Below are 15,696 nucleotides of genomic sequence, written 5' to 3'. Positions count from 1 at the left end.
AGGCTTAGGTATTTACCTAAGCCTTTTAAATATTAATATTTATTTTTTAAAAATCTTGATTTATATCCCAAGATTCTAAAATTTCTTTTAATGTTTTTATAAACATACCTCCTAAGGCTCCGTTTACCACTCTATGATCGTAAGAATGCGAAACAATCATTTTATGGCGAATTCCTATAAAATCTCCTTCAGGAGTTTCAATTACTGCAGGTTTCTTAACAATAGCTCCTAAAGCTAAAATTGCAACCTGAGGTTGATTAATAATTGGAGTACCTGTAATGCTTCCAAAACTACCAACATTGGTTACCGTATAAGTTCCTCCTTGAATTTCGTCTGGTTTTAACTTATTAGCACGTGCTCTGGTTGCCAAATCGTTTACTTGTTTTGTCATCCCCACTAAATTTAACATATCAGCATTTTTAATTACTGGTACTATTAAATTTCCATCAGGTAAAGCAGCTGCCATTCCTAAATTTACATTCCCTCTCTTAATGATTTTATCACCATCAACAGAAATGTTTATCATTGGATGCTTCTTAATTGTAGAAGCTACAGCTTGCATAAATATTGGTGTAAATGTTAACTTTTCTCCCTCTCTTTGTTGGTAGGCATTTTTAACTTTATTTCTCCAATTAACTATATTCGTTACATCAATTTCAATAAACGACTGTACGTGTGCCGATGTTTGAATAGAATCAACCATATGTTTAGAGATTAATTTCCCCATACGACTCATTTCTATAATTTCATCTTGACCGCTTAATGAAACTGGCGTTGGTGTAGGTTGAGCTGCTGGCTTCTTTTCTGTTGAAGCCGGTGTTGCAACTTTAGGTTGACTTCCTCTATTTTCTAAATATGATAACATATCATTTTTAGTAACTCTTCCTTCTTTACCCGTTCCTTTTATAATTTCTAACTCTTCTACAGATATTCCTTCTGTTTGCGCAATACTCTTTACTAATGGTGAGTAAAAACGATCACTTGAGGATGTATCGATTGTAGTAGCTACCGTTTCTTTAGCTACTTCGACTGTTTTTTCTACTGCTGCAACAGTTTCTGGTTTTACCTCTTCTTTCTTAGATGCATCAGTTATTGCCGCTTCTTCTCCTTCTGTTTCTATAATTGCAATAGTTTCTCCTACTTGCACAACAGCATCTTTTTCAAATAAGATTTCAACTAAGGTCCCTTCTACTTCACTAGGTACTTCACTATCTACTTTATCGGTAGCTACTTCAACAACGGTGTCATCTATATCAATAGTTTCTCCAACTTCTTTTACCCAAGAAGTTATTGTTGCTTCTGCAACACTTTCGCCCATTTTAGGCAACTTCAATTCGTATCTAGCCATAGTGTATAATTTTAAACGCTTGCGAAGTTACTAAAAAGCAACGATTTTTTCATGATTTTATCCGTTAAATATTTCTGATTTCTTCTTTTGCAATTAAATTATCCTCAATTCAACTCTGAAAAATCATAGTTAGATTATTGTTATCTCTATAATAAACAGATATTGTTACGAATAATCTAATATTAAATTAAAGTTTTGTTTGTTAACTCAAAATTCTATTTTTGAACTCTTTAACCTAATTAAAAATTGTTGAACGAAGCTATTACCAAACTTAACTTCTTATTTGACTGGAGACCTTATCAAGCAAAAGTGCTTCAAAATTTTTCAGTTCATATACAGGATGATCATTTTCATATAGTTGCACCACCTGGCTCGGGAAAAACCATTTTAGGAATAGAAATTATTAAACGAATCGGAAAAAAAACACTGATTTTAGCTCCCACTTTAACCATTAGAAATCAGTGGGAAGATCGTTTGCAAAACTTTTTTACTAGCGATTGTAATTTCACACAGCTTTCATTTGATATTAAACAACCTTCTGATATTACCTTTTCTACTTACCAGGCTTTACACAGTTTTTATAAGTCTTTTGAAACAAAAGAAACTTATTATAATTTCTTTAAAAAACATCAAATAGAAGTTTTGTTATTAGATGAAGCTCACCATTTAAAAAATGCTTGGTGGAAATGTTTATTTGACTTAAAAGAGCAACACATGCAAACGGTTGTTGCTTTAACTGCCACTCCACCCTACGATAGTGAAAACTCAGAAATTCAAAAATATTTTAAGCTTTGCGGAGAAATTGACGATGAAATTGTAGTTCCTGATTTAGTAAAAGAACACAATCTTTGTCCGCATCAAGATTTAGTTTTTCTTTCCAAGCCAGAAGATCAAGGAATCAACTTTATTACCGATTTCCGATTAAAAATTGCTCAGTTTGTTACTGACATTTTAAAAGATGAAGCATTTATTTCTTTTCTAAAGCAGCATCGATTTTATGCGAAAACAGAGGAAAACTTAGAAGAGCTCTACAAGTATTCTGATTTCTTTTCTTCTATGTTAATCTTTTTACACGAAGCAGGAGAAAGGATTCCTTTTGAAAAACTGCGTGTATTAGGTTTTGATAAAGATGAAGAGATTGATTTTCCTTCAATTACAAATGAATGGGTTCAAATTTTGTTTCAACACTTATTGGTAACTGATCGTGAAAATCTTATTGAAGATGAAGTTTATTTAGATGTTTTAGAAAAAAAGCTTCGAAAACTAGCTGTTTTTAGTAACAACAAAGTTAATTTAATAGGGAGTGAACTTTTGTATAAATCACTCAGTAATAGTCCGAGTAAATTAAAAAGTATTACCGCAATTGTTCAACAAGAACAACAAAATTTACAAGACGAATTACGTTGTGTTATTTTATCGGATTATATTAGAAAAGAATACCTAAACGCTACTTTAGCTGAAATAAAAGAAATTAAAAAACTAGGAGTAATTCCTATTTTTCATCATGTTAGAACAACTACTAAAAACAAAAATAGTTTGGCTGTTCTTACAGGTAGTTTGGTAATTATTCATAGTAGTAATATTACTAAGCTTGGTTTAATTGATGCTATTGATAACTACAATTACACTCCTTTAAAATCGGATACTGAGTTTGTAATTCTTACCACTAAAAATTCATCTAAACATAGTATTGTTGAAGTCATTACTCAGCTTTTTGAACTCGGACATATCAAAATTTTAGTGGGTACAAAATCGTTATTAGGAGAAGGTTGGGATGCTCCCTCGATTAACAGTTTAATTTTGGCTTCAGTAGTGGGGTCGTTTGTTACTTCAAACCAAATGCGTGGTCGTGCTATTCGAGTAGATAGTAAAAGCCCTGATAAAGTGGGCTTGATTTGGCATTTGGCTTGTATTGATACTTCGGATGAGTTTGGAGGACGAGATTTTGAAATTCTTGCTCGTCGTTTTAACGCTTTCTTAGGCATTTCTAACAATGAAAAAACTGTTATAACCAGCGGAATAGGACGTTTACAGCTTCCTATTAATTTTATTGATAATGATATTCAACAACAAAACAAAAAGACTTTAGAACTATCTAAAAACAGAAGTTTAATTGCTCAACGATGGAAAAAAGCCACTAGTCATGGAACAGGAGTTAGTAAAGAACTTACCTTTTTTAATGAAAAGAATAAACAATATCCTAAACAGAAAAAGTTGTATTATCAAGATATTGTAAAGTACACGGTTGGTGAAATTATTGTTGGTTTATCCTTTTTTCTTCCTGAGTTTATCATTAAAAACTTTAATGTTTTATTACAAAAGGGAATTGTTTATTTCTTATTTGCTTTGTCTTCTGCCTTAGGACTAACTTTTGGTTATAAAATTTATAAGTCTGTTCAATTGTATGTATACTTCGGTTTGATTCATAAAAAGATAGCTAAAATGGCAACTGCAATTTTGGAATCTCTTCATGAGCTAAATCATTTAACAACGCCTATCAACGAAATACAAATTAATACTGAATTATTAGCTAAAGGAAATGTTTCTTGTACCATTCTCGGAGCAAACAGGTATGAAAGCACATTATTCATAAAGGCTTTGGATGAGTTGTTACAACCTATCGATAACCCTAAATATTTACTGATAAAAACGAGTTGGTTCCGCAGAAAATTAAAACTACATCATTTTTTTCCTGTTCCAGAAATTTTTGGTGTTCGTAAAAAAGAATGTCAAGTTTTTCTATCTCACTGGAACAAACACATGGGTAAATCTAAGTTGGTATATACTCGAACTATGGAGGGAAGAAAACTGTTATTAAAGGCACGTCTTTTCCATATTCATAACGTGAATAATGAACTTACTAAGAAAAATGTTGTTTGGAAATAATAGTAAACTTACACCCAGTTTTTAGGTTTAGCCAATACCTCTAATAATTTTGCTTCTTCAGAACCTTCTTCTGGATGGTGATTGTATTTCCACTGCACTGTTGGTGGTAAACTCATTAAAATACTTTCGATACGTCCGTTCGTTTTTAAACCAAATAAGGTTCCTCTATCGTGTACTAAATTGAATTCTACATAACGACCACGACGTACTTCTTGCCAGTCTTTATGTTCTTGAGTGTACGCTATATCTTTTCTTCTCTCAACAATTGATACATATGAGTTTAAAAAGCTATTTCCTACTTCGGTCACAAAATCATATCGATCTTGCATCGAGAATTCTTCTGTTTCTTTTAAATAATCGAAGAACAAACCTCCTAAACCACGTGCTTCATTTCTGTGTGCATTCCAGAAATAGTTATCACAGGTTTCTTTAAATTTTAGATAAAAGTCTGGGTGATGCTTATCACAAGCTTCTTTACATACCGTGTGAAAATGTTTTGCATCTTCTTCAAATAAGTAATACGGAGTTAAATCTTGTCCACCACCAAACCATTGGGTAACAATGTTTCCATCACCATCATACATTTCAAAATAACGCCAGTTAGCGTGTACTGTAGGTACAAATGGATTCTTTGGATGGATTACTAAACTTAATCCACAAGCGAAAAAGTCTCCACTTTCCACTCCAAATTGCTTTCTTAATGCTTCAGGTAACTCGCCAAAAACTTTAGATATATTTACGCCACCCTTTTCAAAAATATTTCCATTTTCAATCACACGAGTTCTACCTCCTCCACCTTCAGCACGTTTCCACAAATCTTCTTGAAACTTAGCTTTACCGTCTATCACTTCTAATTTAGATGTTATGGTATCTTGTAATTCTTGAATGTAGGCGTAAAATTGTTCTTTCATGTGTTTGTTTCTGTTGAAGTGCAAAAGTACTTATTCTGGTAATTTTTTAAGCTGTATTTTCTTAATAGTTTCTGTAGTAGCTGCGGTTACTGATAATGGTAACACCAGAATTACTCCGACAACAGGAATTAATAAAAATAACATAAATACAACTCCATTTCCTATAGCTAGTCCTTTGTTTTCTTTTACAAAACTGATACTTTCTCTGTATTTAAAATGACGTTCTAGGGTATAATCCATATTTCCAAAACCGGCATAATATGCTTGCATTAAAAACAATAATACAGTTGAAACAATACTAATCACAGGAATGAATCCTAATAATAAGATAGGGATTGTAAATAAAAGTTCTCTAATTAAATTTCTAAGGTTTATTCGTATACCTCTAATTAATTGCTCTTGAAAGGAAGTTATTCTATGCGTATGATCTTCTCCTCTAAGATGATCTTCAATTTTTTCTGAAACTGGACTCATAAAAGGCGCAGATAAAGCCATTACAATATGTTTATACAATACCAAACCTATTACCACAATAAGTAATCCGCTTATAAAAGTACTGATAACCTCAAAGGTTTCTTTTCCAAACTCCCATTTCCAGAAATTGGCTACATAATGACCAATATTATCTGAAAATGTATAGGCCATAAAACCAATAAACGTTGCTGTTAATAGGCTTATAAACATTGGAATAATAAAATACTTCCATAGCTTTAATTTTGAAATCATTCCGAAAGCACCAAAATAGGCTTGAATTCCTTTTACAATATTTTGTATCATATCTTTTTTTTGTGTGAAAATAAAAAACCTCTTTCAATATTGAAAGAGGTTACGAGTAATATTGTCTCAAATGATTTATTTTAATATTGGTGCTAAAAAATCTTCAAAATTTTTGGTATTGATTTCATTAACTTTATCCCAACCTACTTCTTTTGTTGGTGTTGCAGCTCCTCTTTTAACATTAACAAATTGTTTGTCTTTACCAATTAAATATGCTGTTGGATAGTCTAATTTGTGCACAAAACCGCTGATATCTAAAAATCCTTTTTGAACTTTATCGATATCTCTTGCAGGAACTAGCTTAATTCTTTTATCCAACTTTTCAGCCATTCTTTTAACCTTAGCTTCCTTATCCCAGAAAATCATAATAAACTCTAATTGATCATTATATTTTTCTACCATTTTGTTTAAGGCTGGTACATCTCCCCAACAAGGAGCCGACCAAGTAGCATTAGCTATCAACACTATTGGCTTGTTAATTTTGTCTGTACTTACCGTTTTACTGTCTATTGTCGTAAAATTATAATTTAACAAATAAGAGCCTTTAATGCACTTATCAATCAAACCTTCGGCACTTTCTTCTACACAATTGTTTACTGCAAAATTGTAATACGTTTTATTTTGTGCGAAAATAACAGTTGTTAAAAAACACATCAAAACAAAAGATAATTTCTTCATTTTTAATTATTTAAGAGGGGTTATCTGTCGGCTTTATACTCTTTTACCGCATCTATAAATGCTTTTGCATTCTCTAGCGGGATGTTTGGTAAAATTCCGTGCCCCAAGTTAACAATATATTTGTCTTTACCAAACTCATTTATCATTTGGTGTACCATCTTTTTTATTTCAGCCGGTGGAGACAACAATCTTGAAGGATCAAAATTACCTTGTAATGTAATATTTCCTCCTGTTAAATAGCGTGCATTTCTAGCTGAGCATGTCCAGTCCACTCCTAAAGCTGAGGCGTTTGATTGTGCCATTTCATGTAAGGCAAACCAACACCCTTTACCAAAAGCAATTACTGGTGCATCATCTTTTAATGCTTCTATTATCTGATTGATGTACTGCCATGAAAACTCTTGATAGTCTGTTGGAGATAACATTCCTCCCCAAGAATCAAAAACTTGTACAGCATTCACACCTGCTTTTACCTTTTCTTTTAAATAAGCAATTGTGGTATCTGTAATCTTCTGAAGCAATTCGTGTGCCAAAACTGGTTGAGTGAAGCAAAATTCTTTTGCCTTATCAAAATTCTTAGACCCTTGCCCTTGTACAACATAACATAAAATTGTCCATGGAGACCCCGCAAAACCTATTAATGGTATTTCATCATTCAGTTTTTCTTTGGTTGCTTTGATAGCCTCCATTACATAGCCTAATTCTTCATGAATATCAGGTACAATTACACTATCTAATCCTTTTTTATCTCTAACAGGATTTGGCAAATAAGGTCCAAAGTTAGGTTTCATTTCCACTTCAATATTCATGGCTTGTGGAATCACTAAAATATCTGAGAATAATATAGCTGCGTCCATTCCGTACCTACGAATTGGCTGTACTGTAATTTCTGAAGCTAATTCTGGAGTTCTACAACGCGTAAAGAAATCGTACTTTTCACGAATTTCCATAAACTCTGGCAAATACCTACCTGCTTGACGCATCATCCAAACTGGTGGACGGTCAACTGTTTCTCCTTTTAACGCTCTTAAAAATAAATCGTTTTTTATCATATTATAGCTGTTGCTATTAGCTATTAGCTATTAGCTTTTATTTTGTTTATTAATGATTTTTTCTTCTGAAGGTAATTTTTCTGAAAGATTACAAACTTGTTTCACAATCTCAATTCCTTCCTTCCAAATATCTAAACCTCTAAAATTTCTTATCTTTTTTACACTCTTTGTTATAACGTATTATAAGGCTAACAGCCAAAAACTAACAACTAAGAGCAACTTTTTCCATCGACTTATCAATGGCATTAGCTATCTTTTGAATATCCTTCTCTGTTAATGCTGAAGACAAGAACCAAGCTTCGAACTGACTTGGAGGTAAAAACACACCATTTCTAGTCATTTCCCAAAAGAAAGTAGCATATTTCTTCGTATCTGAAGTTTGTGCTTCTTCAAAGTTGGTTACTTTTTTATTGGTAAAGAATGGATTAATCATCGAACCAAATCGGTTAACTGTAATTTCAACTCCATGCTTTTTTGCTGACTCTAACAAGAATACTTCAATAATCTGAGCAATCTCGTTAAACTTTTCGTACGGATTTTGTTTCTTTAATTCTGTTAAAGTTGAAATTCCTGCTGCCATGGCAATTGGGTTCCCTGACAAAGTTCCTGCTTGATACATTCCTCCTAATGGTGCTACTGTTTCCATGATTTCATTACGTGCTCCATAGGCTCCTACTGGAAAACCTCCTCCAATTACTTTTCCTAAACAAGTAATGTCAGCTTCAACACCTAATACTTCTTGAGCTCCTCCAAACTTAGAACGGAAACCTGTCATTACCTCATCAATAATTAATAAAGCTCCTTTTGAGTTTACGTACTCTTTTAATTCTTTTAAGAAGTCATCTTGTGGAGTTACTACCCCCATATTTCCTGCAATAGGTTCTAAAATAACTCCTGCAATATCATCGTGCGCTTCAAAATGTGCTTTTACACTTTCTAAGTCATTATAATTTGCAATCAACGTATTTTTTACAGCTCCTTCTGGCACTCCTTTACTTCCTGGTAAACTCAAGGTAGCTAAACCTGAACCTGCAGCTACTAATAAAGCATCTTGATGACCGTGGTAGCAACCAGCAAACTTTATTATTTTATCTTTTCCTGTATACGCTCTCGCTAAACGGATTCCACTTAATACCGCCTCTGTACCAGAATTTACAAAACGAACCTTGTCCATTCCAGGGAAAGCATCACAAACAATTTTTGCTAATTTAATTTCACCTTTTGTTGATGCTCCAAAAGAATACCCATTTTTCAACGCTTTTCTAATAGCTTTTTCTACTTTTTTATGACGGTGTCCTAAAATCATTGGACCATAAGACAATACTAAATCGATGTATGAATTATTATCTACATCAGTAATCTTACTTCCTTTCGCTTTTTTTATGAATAAAGGGTTTCCTCCTACGGATGCGAATGCACGTACTGGTGAATTTACCGCTCCAACTAAGTTCTCTAATCCTTTGTTATATAATTCTTGTGATTTTTTAAACATTTTATTTAGCTTTTGGCTATTGGCTTTTAGCTATTAGCAAATTGCCAACAGCTAACAACTAACAGCTATTTATTTAAAATCTTCGCTGCTTCTTTCGCAAAATAGGTAATAATGATATCTGCTCCTGCTCTTTTCATAGAAAGCAAGCTCTCCATCATTACTTTTTCACCATCAATCCATCCTTTTTCAGCGGCTGCTTTTACCATTGAATATTCTCCACTTACATTATAGCAAGCGATTGGTCTATCGAAATTATTTTTTAAATCTCTAATGATATCTAAGTATGATAAAGCTGGTTTTACCATTAAAATATCTGCTCCTTCTTCATCATCAAAAGTTGCTTCACGTAATCCTTCATCTCTATTAGAAGGATCCATTTGATAGGTTCTTCTATCTCCAAACGACGGTGCTGAATCTACTGCTTCTCTAAAAGGCCCATAAAACCCTGATGCGTATTTTACAGAATATCCCATGATTGGTAAGTTCGCAAAGCCTGTATTATCTAACGACTCACGCATCATCGTTATAGCACCGTCCATCATTCCTGATGGTGCTACCATGTCTGCTCCAGCCTTCGCATGTGATACGGTTTGCTTTGCTAAGTTTACTAAAGTAGCATCGTTATCTACATCATTATCGTGTATTACTCCGCAGTGGCCATGTGAGGTATATTCACAAAAACACACATCGGTAATTACATATAAACTTGGATAGTTCTTTTTTATGAATCGGATAGCTTGTTGCATGATTCCGTTATCGTTCCAAGTTTCAGTACCTTCATCATCTTTTTTAGATGGGATACCGAATAACAGTACTGCTGGAATTTTTAAGGCTACAACTTCGTCTAATTCTTTAGAAATGGTATCTAATGAGTAACGGTTGATTCCTGGCATGGAAGGAATTTCTGTTTCAATACCTGTTCCTTCTTCTATAAATAATGGATATATAAAATCATCTACCGATAGCTTGTTTTCTCTAACTAAACGACGGATGTTTTCTGTTTTTCTTAGTCTGCGTGTTCTAAACATAGTTTATTCTTTTACAAAGTGAAGGTTTACCAACTCTAGTACACTTTCTACAGTTGGCATCTTTGCTATTTGTACTTCTTTAAAATGTTTTTTTGCTTCATTAGCAGTACTATCTCCAATACAAAAAGCTATTTTATCAGCAGTGTTTTTTTCCATATAGCTCTCAACTGTTGATGGGCTGTAAAACAGTACTCCGTTTACTTTTTCATCAACTTTTGCTGGACTGTACATGGTTTTATAAGCTTCTACTTCATTTACAATAATTTCGTTTGCTTTTAAAATAAGTGGTAAAGTTTCTAAACGTAAATTACTACAGAAGTAAGTTACCTCTTGTCCTTTCAACTCTTTTGATAAATATTCTGATAGTTTTTTAGCGTTTCTTTCTGAATGCGTTACTTTTCCGATACGTTGTTCGATTAACTTTTTAGTTCTTCTTCCAACACAGTAAATATTTTTAAATTGTAATTCATCTGAAGTAAATGAGTTTAGCAATGCTTCTACTCCATTTTTACTGGTAATAATTACATGTTCAATTTCTTCTTTAACTACTTTAGGAGCAATTCTGTTAAAGCGAATTTTAATAAAATCACTATCCTGAACACTCATGTGTGTAGGTAATAATTTCTTTTGCGCTTCAGATAGTTTTTTTGTCGAATAAATTGAAAATTGTTTTTCAATTCCTTCGTCTTCCATCATAATTAACTTCCCTCCTTTATCAATCACATAATTAGCGCAATCTTTTGCAATATATTTATGCTTTCCTACTTTTACTTTTTTACTAACTTCAATTTTCTTTTTACCATCTCTACTCAATAAAATTCCTTTAAAGTTAATTTCTTCTTCTTTTTCATTTATAAAAGCTAATGCCCCAATAGGTGCTGTACATCCACCTTCTAAACGATTTAAGAACTCACGTTCTATACCTGTACAAATCTCAGTGTCTTTGTCATTTAATTCAGCACAAATCTCTTTGATTTCTTCATTCTCCTCTAAAGCAGTAATCATAATTGCACCTTGAGCTGGTGCTGGAATCATCCACGTTAAATTAACGGCTCCTTTTGGTCGTAAGCCAACTCTTTCTAGTCCCGCCGCAGCAAAAATAGCACCGTTCCAATCGTTATCTTCTAACTTTTGTAAACGCGTATTTACATTTCCACGTAAACCTTCTACGGTATGTGTTGGGTAACGGTTTAACCATTGTGCTTTTCTACGTAAACTACCTGTAGCAATTACTCCGTTAGGTTGTGCCATGAACTCTTCATTGTCTTTTAACAACAAAATATCGTTATAATTCGCACGTTTTAAAACCGCTGCTTGTATAATACCTTCTGGCAATACAGTAGGAACATCTTTCATAGAATGTACTGCAATATCAATATCGTCATTCAACATGGCGATATCTAAATTTTTAGTAAAAATTCCTGTGATTCCTAATTCGTAAAGGGGTTTATCTAAAACTAAATCACCCGTTGCTTTAACGGGGATTAATTGAGTTTGATGACCTAATTCTTCTAAAAGTTTTTGAACTTTTTTTGCTTGCCACATAGCCAATTGGCTATCGCGTGTACCTATTCTAATTATCTTCTGCATGGATGGATTCTAAATTTGCTCCGAACACTTTAGCCATTACTTCAATACTCGTATTTACCGAAGTCTCTTCGTCTTTTAAGTGTTTTACAAATTGTGTGGTTATTTTTTGAATAAATCTTGATGTTAATATTTCTGCCTGTTCTTCATCAAAATTTTTAATTTTCTTCTTATGGAAAGCTATTTCTCCTTGTTGAATGCTTTGTAACGATTCTTTTAAAGCAGTAATAGCTGGGGTAAATCTTCTGTGATTTAACCATTCTTGAAATTCTTGATTATGAGTTTCAATAATTGCCTCTGCAAGGGGTACTTCTTGTTGACGAATAGCTAACGTTTCGTCTGTTATTTTTGAAAGATCATCTACATTCACCATCGTTACATTATCTAAATCAGCAACTTCTTTTGATACATTCGCTGGCATTGATAAATCTAAAATCAATAATTCTTTATCTGTTGGAACATGTTCTTTTGTAATTGTAGGAAAACTAGCTCCTGTAGAAACGATTAATACATCGCTATTAGAAACTTCTTCTGCTAAATTTGCATACGACGCTTTTCTAATAGAATTGTGTTCTTTTACAAATTCTGTTGTTTTTTCTTCCGTTCTATTAAGTAAGCTTACCGATGTATTTTGTGTATACTCTGCTAGGTTTTTACAGGTATGCTTCCCCATCTTCCCCAAACCAAATACTAAAATATTTTTCGAGTTATAATCTGACAAATTATTAATCAAGTACTGAACAGCTGCATACGACACCGAAGTAGTCCCTGAACTTAATTTTGTTTCATTTTTAACTCGCTTGCTTGCTTGCATTACATGGTTTAATAAACGCTCAAAGTATGCATTTGTAGTTCCTACTTCTTTAGCCTGTTTAAATGCCTGACGCAACTGACCAACTATTTCGTAGTCACCTAAAATTTGGCTATCCAACCCTGTCCCCATTCTAAACAAGTGACTGATAGCTTCTTTATTTTTATAGACATTTGATACGTTTGCAAACTCTTCTACCGAACCATTTGAGTATTTACACAACATGCTTATTAACTGAAAAGGGTGCTCTGCAAAACCACAAATTTCAGTTCTGTTACAAGTTGACAATACAAAAATTCCGTCTACTCCTTTTTGTTTGGCTTCTTCTAAAAGTTGTATTTGATTTTCTTTAGAAATACTAAACTTCCCCCTAATCGCAGCATCAGCTTTTTTATAACTAACGCCTATATTGTATAAATTACTATGATGTTTATTTTCTACTGTCATTGAGTCTTCTTCAAAAAAGTCGGTCAAAAATATAAATATTGAACAAAAAAAAGTATCGCTAAAAGAACTTTTAATGTCGCTATTTGTTTTTTCACTTAAAAACGCCTTAAAAACTTGCACAAAAGTGTATTTTTGCAGTAAAATAGACTAGGAGAAACATTTTACTTTAGAATCGTTCTAAATAGTAAGCTTTCTAAAAACCACAGAATCCATGTCAAAAAACATCGCAGAAAGTACATTCAGAGAAGTACCTATAGAACAAGGTTTTTTCGTGCTAAAATTCCAAAACAACTCTGACAAAATAGAGTTTTTTAAAAGAGATATCTACAACTCTTATATACAACTACATTACTGTGTTAAAGGGAATTGCAAGTTTCATTTCAACAACAACAGCTATACTTTTAACGTTTTAGACAAGCATTCTATTTTCTTATACAACCCACAGCAAGATCTACCAATTAACTTAGAAATATTACCAAAAACCTCTTTGGTATCCGTACTCATTTCTATTGAAAAATTTCATACATTTTTTTCAAAAGAAGCTAGCTATATCCCTTTTTTAAGTGAAAACAATAAAAACAAAAAGTATTACGACAATGCAGAAATAAACGCTAATGTTTTACTAGTACTTCAACAAATTTTAACGGCAAAAAACCAAAGTTCAATGCGAGACCTTTATATTAAAGGTAAATCATATGAATTGTTGAGTTTACATTTTGACAGTGGTGAAAACACCAATGAAGAATACTGCCCTTTCTTAGTGGATGACCGTGAGGTTTTAAAAATCAGAAAAGCGAAAGATGTTATCATAGCTAGGATGAGTGAGCCGCCAAGTTTACAAGACTTGGCAAATGAAGTGGGGTTAAATCTTAAAAAGTTAAAAGAAGGGTTCAAACAAATTTATGGAGATACAGTGTACAGTTTCTTATTTGACTATAAAATGGATCATGCTAGAAAACTATTAGAAAGCAATCAATACAATGTTAACGAAGTAGGCTTACAGGTTGGCTACAGTACATCTAGTCATTTTATTGCTGCTTTTAAAAAGAAGTTTGGCACGACCCCTAAACAATACGTAATGAGTTTGCAGTAGACAGTAGACAAAATTAAAAACTTACAAAATGAAACAACTCACTCATTATGATATAGAAAACAACCAACAAAACTTTCCAGTAACTATTGTTTGTGACGCTATCCGTACTCCTGAAAATATAGGAATGTGCTTTCGTATTTCTGAAAGTTTCGGAGTATCCAAAATCTATTTACATAAAAATTCTCCTTCTATAGATAACAGAATTGTTAAGAAAACTGCTCGAAATACGATTCAGCAAATATCACATGATACCTATGGAAATTTTGAACAACTTATACAACAATTAAAAGAAGAAGGAAACACTATTATTGGTATTGAAATTACCGATGAAAGTATAAATATTAGCGATTACGATTTTACTTCACATTCTAAAATTGTGTTACTTTTGGGTAGCGAAAGAAACGGTATAGAAAACGTTAGTTTAGTTGATGCAACAGTAGCTATACCAATGTATGGGCGTAATTCTAGCATGAATGTAATTCATAGTTTAGCTATTGCTCTATACGAAACAACAAACCAATTAAAAGAAAAGATTCTGAAATAAATTCAGCCAAAATATGAAAGGAGTTTTATTAGTAAACCTTGGATCACCAGAAAGTACAAACCCGAAAGATGTAAAAAAATACTTAGGAGAGTTTTTAATGGACGAACGCGTTATTGACGTTCCTTATTGGTTAAGAACTTTTATTGTGAAGGGCATCATCTTAAATACTCGTCCTAAAAAATCGGCAGAAGCCTATCAAAAAATTTGGTGGAAAGAAGGCTCTCCTTTAATCGTTTTATCTGAACGTTTACAAAACAAAGTACAAACAAAAACAGAACTTCCTGTTGCTTTAGCAATGCGCTATGGAAACCCTTCCATTAAAAGTGGATTACAGGAATTACATGATAAAGGAGTTACAGATGTTTTATTGGTTCCGTTATATCCTCAGTTTGCTATGGCAACTACTGAAACTATTTTGGTATTAACTGAAGAGTTACGAAAAGAATTCTTTCCGAACATGAAAATTACAGATGTTCCTGCTTTTTATAATAAACCAGAATATATCAAGGCACTATCCAACAGCATAAAAGATTATTTGGCTGACAAAGATTACGACCATATTTTATTCTCGTACCATGGAGTTCCAGAGCGCCACATTAGAAAATCTGACATTACAAAATCGCACTGTACCCCTCTCCCAGGGAACTTAAGTTGCTGCAATACATCTTCTGAAGCTCATAAGTATTGCTACCGCCACCAATGTTATCAAACTACTAAAAATGTGATTTCTGAATTAGGTTTAGACGAAAATAAAGTATCAACGTCATTCCAATCACGCTTAGGAGTAGACCCTTGGTTACAACCGTATACCGACAGAACGATTGTAAATAAAGCTGAGAAAGACGGTATTAAAAAATTAGCTATTGTAACTCCTGCCTTTGTTTCTGATTGTTTAGAAACATTAGAGGAAATAGCTATGGAAGGTAAACACGAGTTCTTAGAAGCTGGTGGTGAAGAGTTTCATACAGTTCCTTGTATTAACGATAATGATGAATGGGTAGATGTTTTAGCAGGATGGATTAACGATTTCAATAAGAATTAA

Annotated in this window: 13 protein-coding genes; 4 read left to right on the top strand and 9 right to left on the bottom strand. The window is 33.0% G+C overall.

Annotated elements, in window-relative coordinates; genetic code table 11:
• Positions 1–46: 46 nt before the first annotated feature.
• Positions 47–1,348: a dihydrolipoamide acetyltransferase family protein gene (locus tag ACN0WY_RS03885; RefSeq protein WP_417799618.1), complete on the bottom strand. Its 1,302-nt coding sequence runs from the start codon at positions 1,346–1,348 to the stop codon at positions 47–49.
• A gap of 249 nt (positions 1,349–1,597) precedes the next feature.
• Between ACN0WY_RS03885 and ACN0WY_RS03880 the strand changes: the two genes are divergently transcribed.
• A complete protein-coding gene (locus ACN0WY_RS03880; RefSeq protein WP_417799617.1) occupies positions 1,598–4,234 on the top strand; it encodes a DEAD/DEAH box helicase family protein in 2,637 nt (878 codons plus the stop codon).
• Positions 4,235–4,242: 8 nt separating this feature from the next.
• On the opposite strand, the gene hemF is transcribed toward ACN0WY_RS03880, so the two are convergent.
• From hemF to hemA, 8 genes are all read right to left on the bottom strand, one after another.
• Positions 4,243–5,145, bottom strand: coding sequence for an oxygen-dependent coproporphyrinogen oxidase (gene hemF, locus ACN0WY_RS03875; protein ID WP_417799616.1), 903 nt, complete (start codon positions 5,143–5,145; stop codon positions 4,243–4,245).
• A 30-nt stretch (positions 5,146–5,175) separates the two neighbouring features.
• Positions 5,176–5,922, bottom strand: coding sequence for an EI24 domain-containing protein (locus tag ACN0WY_RS03870; RefSeq protein ID WP_417799615.1), 747 nt, complete (start codon positions 5,920–5,922; stop codon positions 5,176–5,178).
• Between the two features lie 75 nt (positions 5,923–5,997).
• Positions 5,998–6,600, bottom strand: coding sequence for a TlpA family protein disulfide reductase (locus tag ACN0WY_RS03865; protein ID WP_417799614.1), 603 nt, complete (start codon positions 6,598–6,600; stop codon positions 5,998–6,000).
• Between the two features lie 20 nt (positions 6,601–6,620).
• Positions 6,621–7,652, bottom strand: a complete 1,032-nt coding sequence (hemE, locus tag ACN0WY_RS03860) for a uroporphyrinogen decarboxylase (RefSeq protein WP_417799613.1) — start codon at positions 7,650–7,652, stop codon at positions 6,621–6,623.
• Positions 7,653–7,854: 202 nt separating this feature from the next.
• Positions 7,855–9,144 carry a glutamate-1-semialdehyde 2,1-aminomutase gene (hemL, locus tag ACN0WY_RS03855; protein ID WP_417799612.1) on the bottom strand — a complete coding sequence of 430 codons (1,290 nt, stop codon included), beginning with the start codon at positions 9,142–9,144 and terminating at the stop codon, positions 7,855–7,857.
• Between the two features lie 65 nt (positions 9,145–9,209).
• Complete coding sequence (gene hemB / locus ACN0WY_RS03850) at positions 9,210–10,172, bottom strand: porphobilinogen synthase (RefSeq protein ID WP_167714015.1); 963 nt, start codon at positions 10,170–10,172, stop codon at positions 9,210–9,212.
• 3 nt (positions 10,173–10,175) lie between these two features.
• Positions 10,176–11,762, bottom strand: coding sequence for a hydroxymethylbilane synthase (gene hemC / locus ACN0WY_RS03845; RefSeq protein ID WP_167714016.1), 1,587 nt, complete (start codon positions 11,760–11,762; stop codon positions 10,176–10,178).
• Entirely contained in the window at positions 11,746–13,017 is a 1,272-nt protein-coding gene (hemA, locus tag ACN0WY_RS03840; RefSeq protein ID WP_330488320.1) for a glutamyl-tRNA reductase, read from the bottom strand. Before hemA ends, hemC begins: the two co-directional genes overlap by 17 nt.
• A gap of 211 nt (positions 13,018–13,228) precedes the next feature.
• Between hemA and ACN0WY_RS03835 the strand changes: the two genes are divergently transcribed.
• The 3 genes from ACN0WY_RS03835 to hemH are packed head-to-tail and all read left to right on the top strand — an operon-like array spanning position 13,229 to position 15,696.
• On the top strand, positions 13,229–14,110 hold the full coding sequence (locus ACN0WY_RS03835; RefSeq protein ID WP_417799611.1) for a helix-turn-helix transcriptional regulator: 882 nt from the start codon (positions 13,229–13,231) through the stop codon (positions 14,108–14,110).
• Between the two features lie 28 nt (positions 14,111–14,138).
• Positions 14,139–14,654, top strand: a complete 516-nt coding sequence (locus ACN0WY_RS03830) for a TrmH family RNA methyltransferase (RefSeq protein ID WP_417799610.1) — start codon at positions 14,139–14,141, stop codon at positions 14,652–14,654.
• A 13-nt stretch (positions 14,655–14,667) separates the two neighbouring features.
• Positions 14,668–15,696 (top strand): ferrochelatase, encoded by a 1,029-nt coding sequence (gene hemH, locus ACN0WY_RS03825; protein WP_417799609.1) that lies wholly within the window; start codon positions 14,668–14,670, stop codon positions 15,694–15,696.

The sequence above is a fragment of the Tenacibaculum sp. genome, from assembly GCF_048269885.1.
Classification (GTDB): Bacteria; Bacteroidota; Bacteroidia; order Flavobacteriales; family Flavobacteriaceae; genus Polaribacter.
The sequence above is the reverse complement of the archived record's forward strand: the minus strand, read 5'-3'. Positions and strand labels throughout refer to the sequence as shown.

Excerpts from the sequence above, each read along its gene's own strand:
- ACN0WY_RS03835 (WP_417799611.1), top strand. The coding sequence starts at position 13,229 with ATGTCAAAAAACATCGCAGAAAGTACATTCAGAGAAGTACCTATAGAA.
- hemE (WP_417799613.1), bottom strand. The coding sequence starts at position 7,652 with ATGATAAAAAACGATTTATTTTTAAGAGCGTTAAAAGGAGAAACAGTT.
- hemH (WP_417799609.1), top strand. The coding sequence starts at position 14,668 with ATGAAAGGAGTTTTATTAGTAAACCTTGGATCACCAGAAAGTACAAAC.
- hemF (WP_417799616.1), bottom strand. The coding sequence starts at position 5,145 with ATGAAAGAACAATTTTACGCCTACATTCAAGAATTACAAGATACCATA.
- hemL (WP_417799612.1), bottom strand. The coding sequence starts at position 9,144 with ATGTTTAAAAAATCACAAGAATTATATAACAAAGGATTAGAGAACTTA.
- hemB (WP_167714015.1), bottom strand. The coding sequence starts at position 10,172 with ATGTTTAGAACACGCAGACTAAGAAAAACAGAAAACATCCGTCGTTTA.
- ACN0WY_RS03830 (WP_417799610.1), top strand. The coding sequence starts at position 14,139 with ATGAAACAACTCACTCATTATGATATAGAAAACAACCAACAAAACTTT.
- ACN0WY_RS03885 (WP_417799618.1), bottom strand. The coding sequence starts at position 1,348 with ATGGCTAGATACGAATTGAAGTTGCCTAAAATGGGCGAAAGTGTTGCA.
- hemA (WP_330488320.1), bottom strand. The coding sequence starts at position 13,017 with ATGACAGTAGAAAATAAACATCATAGTAATTTATACAATATAGGCGTT.
- hemC (WP_167714016.1), bottom strand. The coding sequence starts at position 11,762 with ATGCAGAAGATAATTAGAATAGGTACACGCGATAGCCAATTGGCTATG.
- ACN0WY_RS03870 (WP_417799615.1), bottom strand. The coding sequence starts at position 5,922 with ATGATACAAAATATTGTAAAAGGAATTCAAGCCTATTTTGGTGCTTTC.
- ACN0WY_RS03865 (WP_417799614.1), bottom strand. The coding sequence starts at position 6,600 with ATGAAGAAATTATCTTTTGTTTTGATGTGTTTTTTAACAACTGTTATT.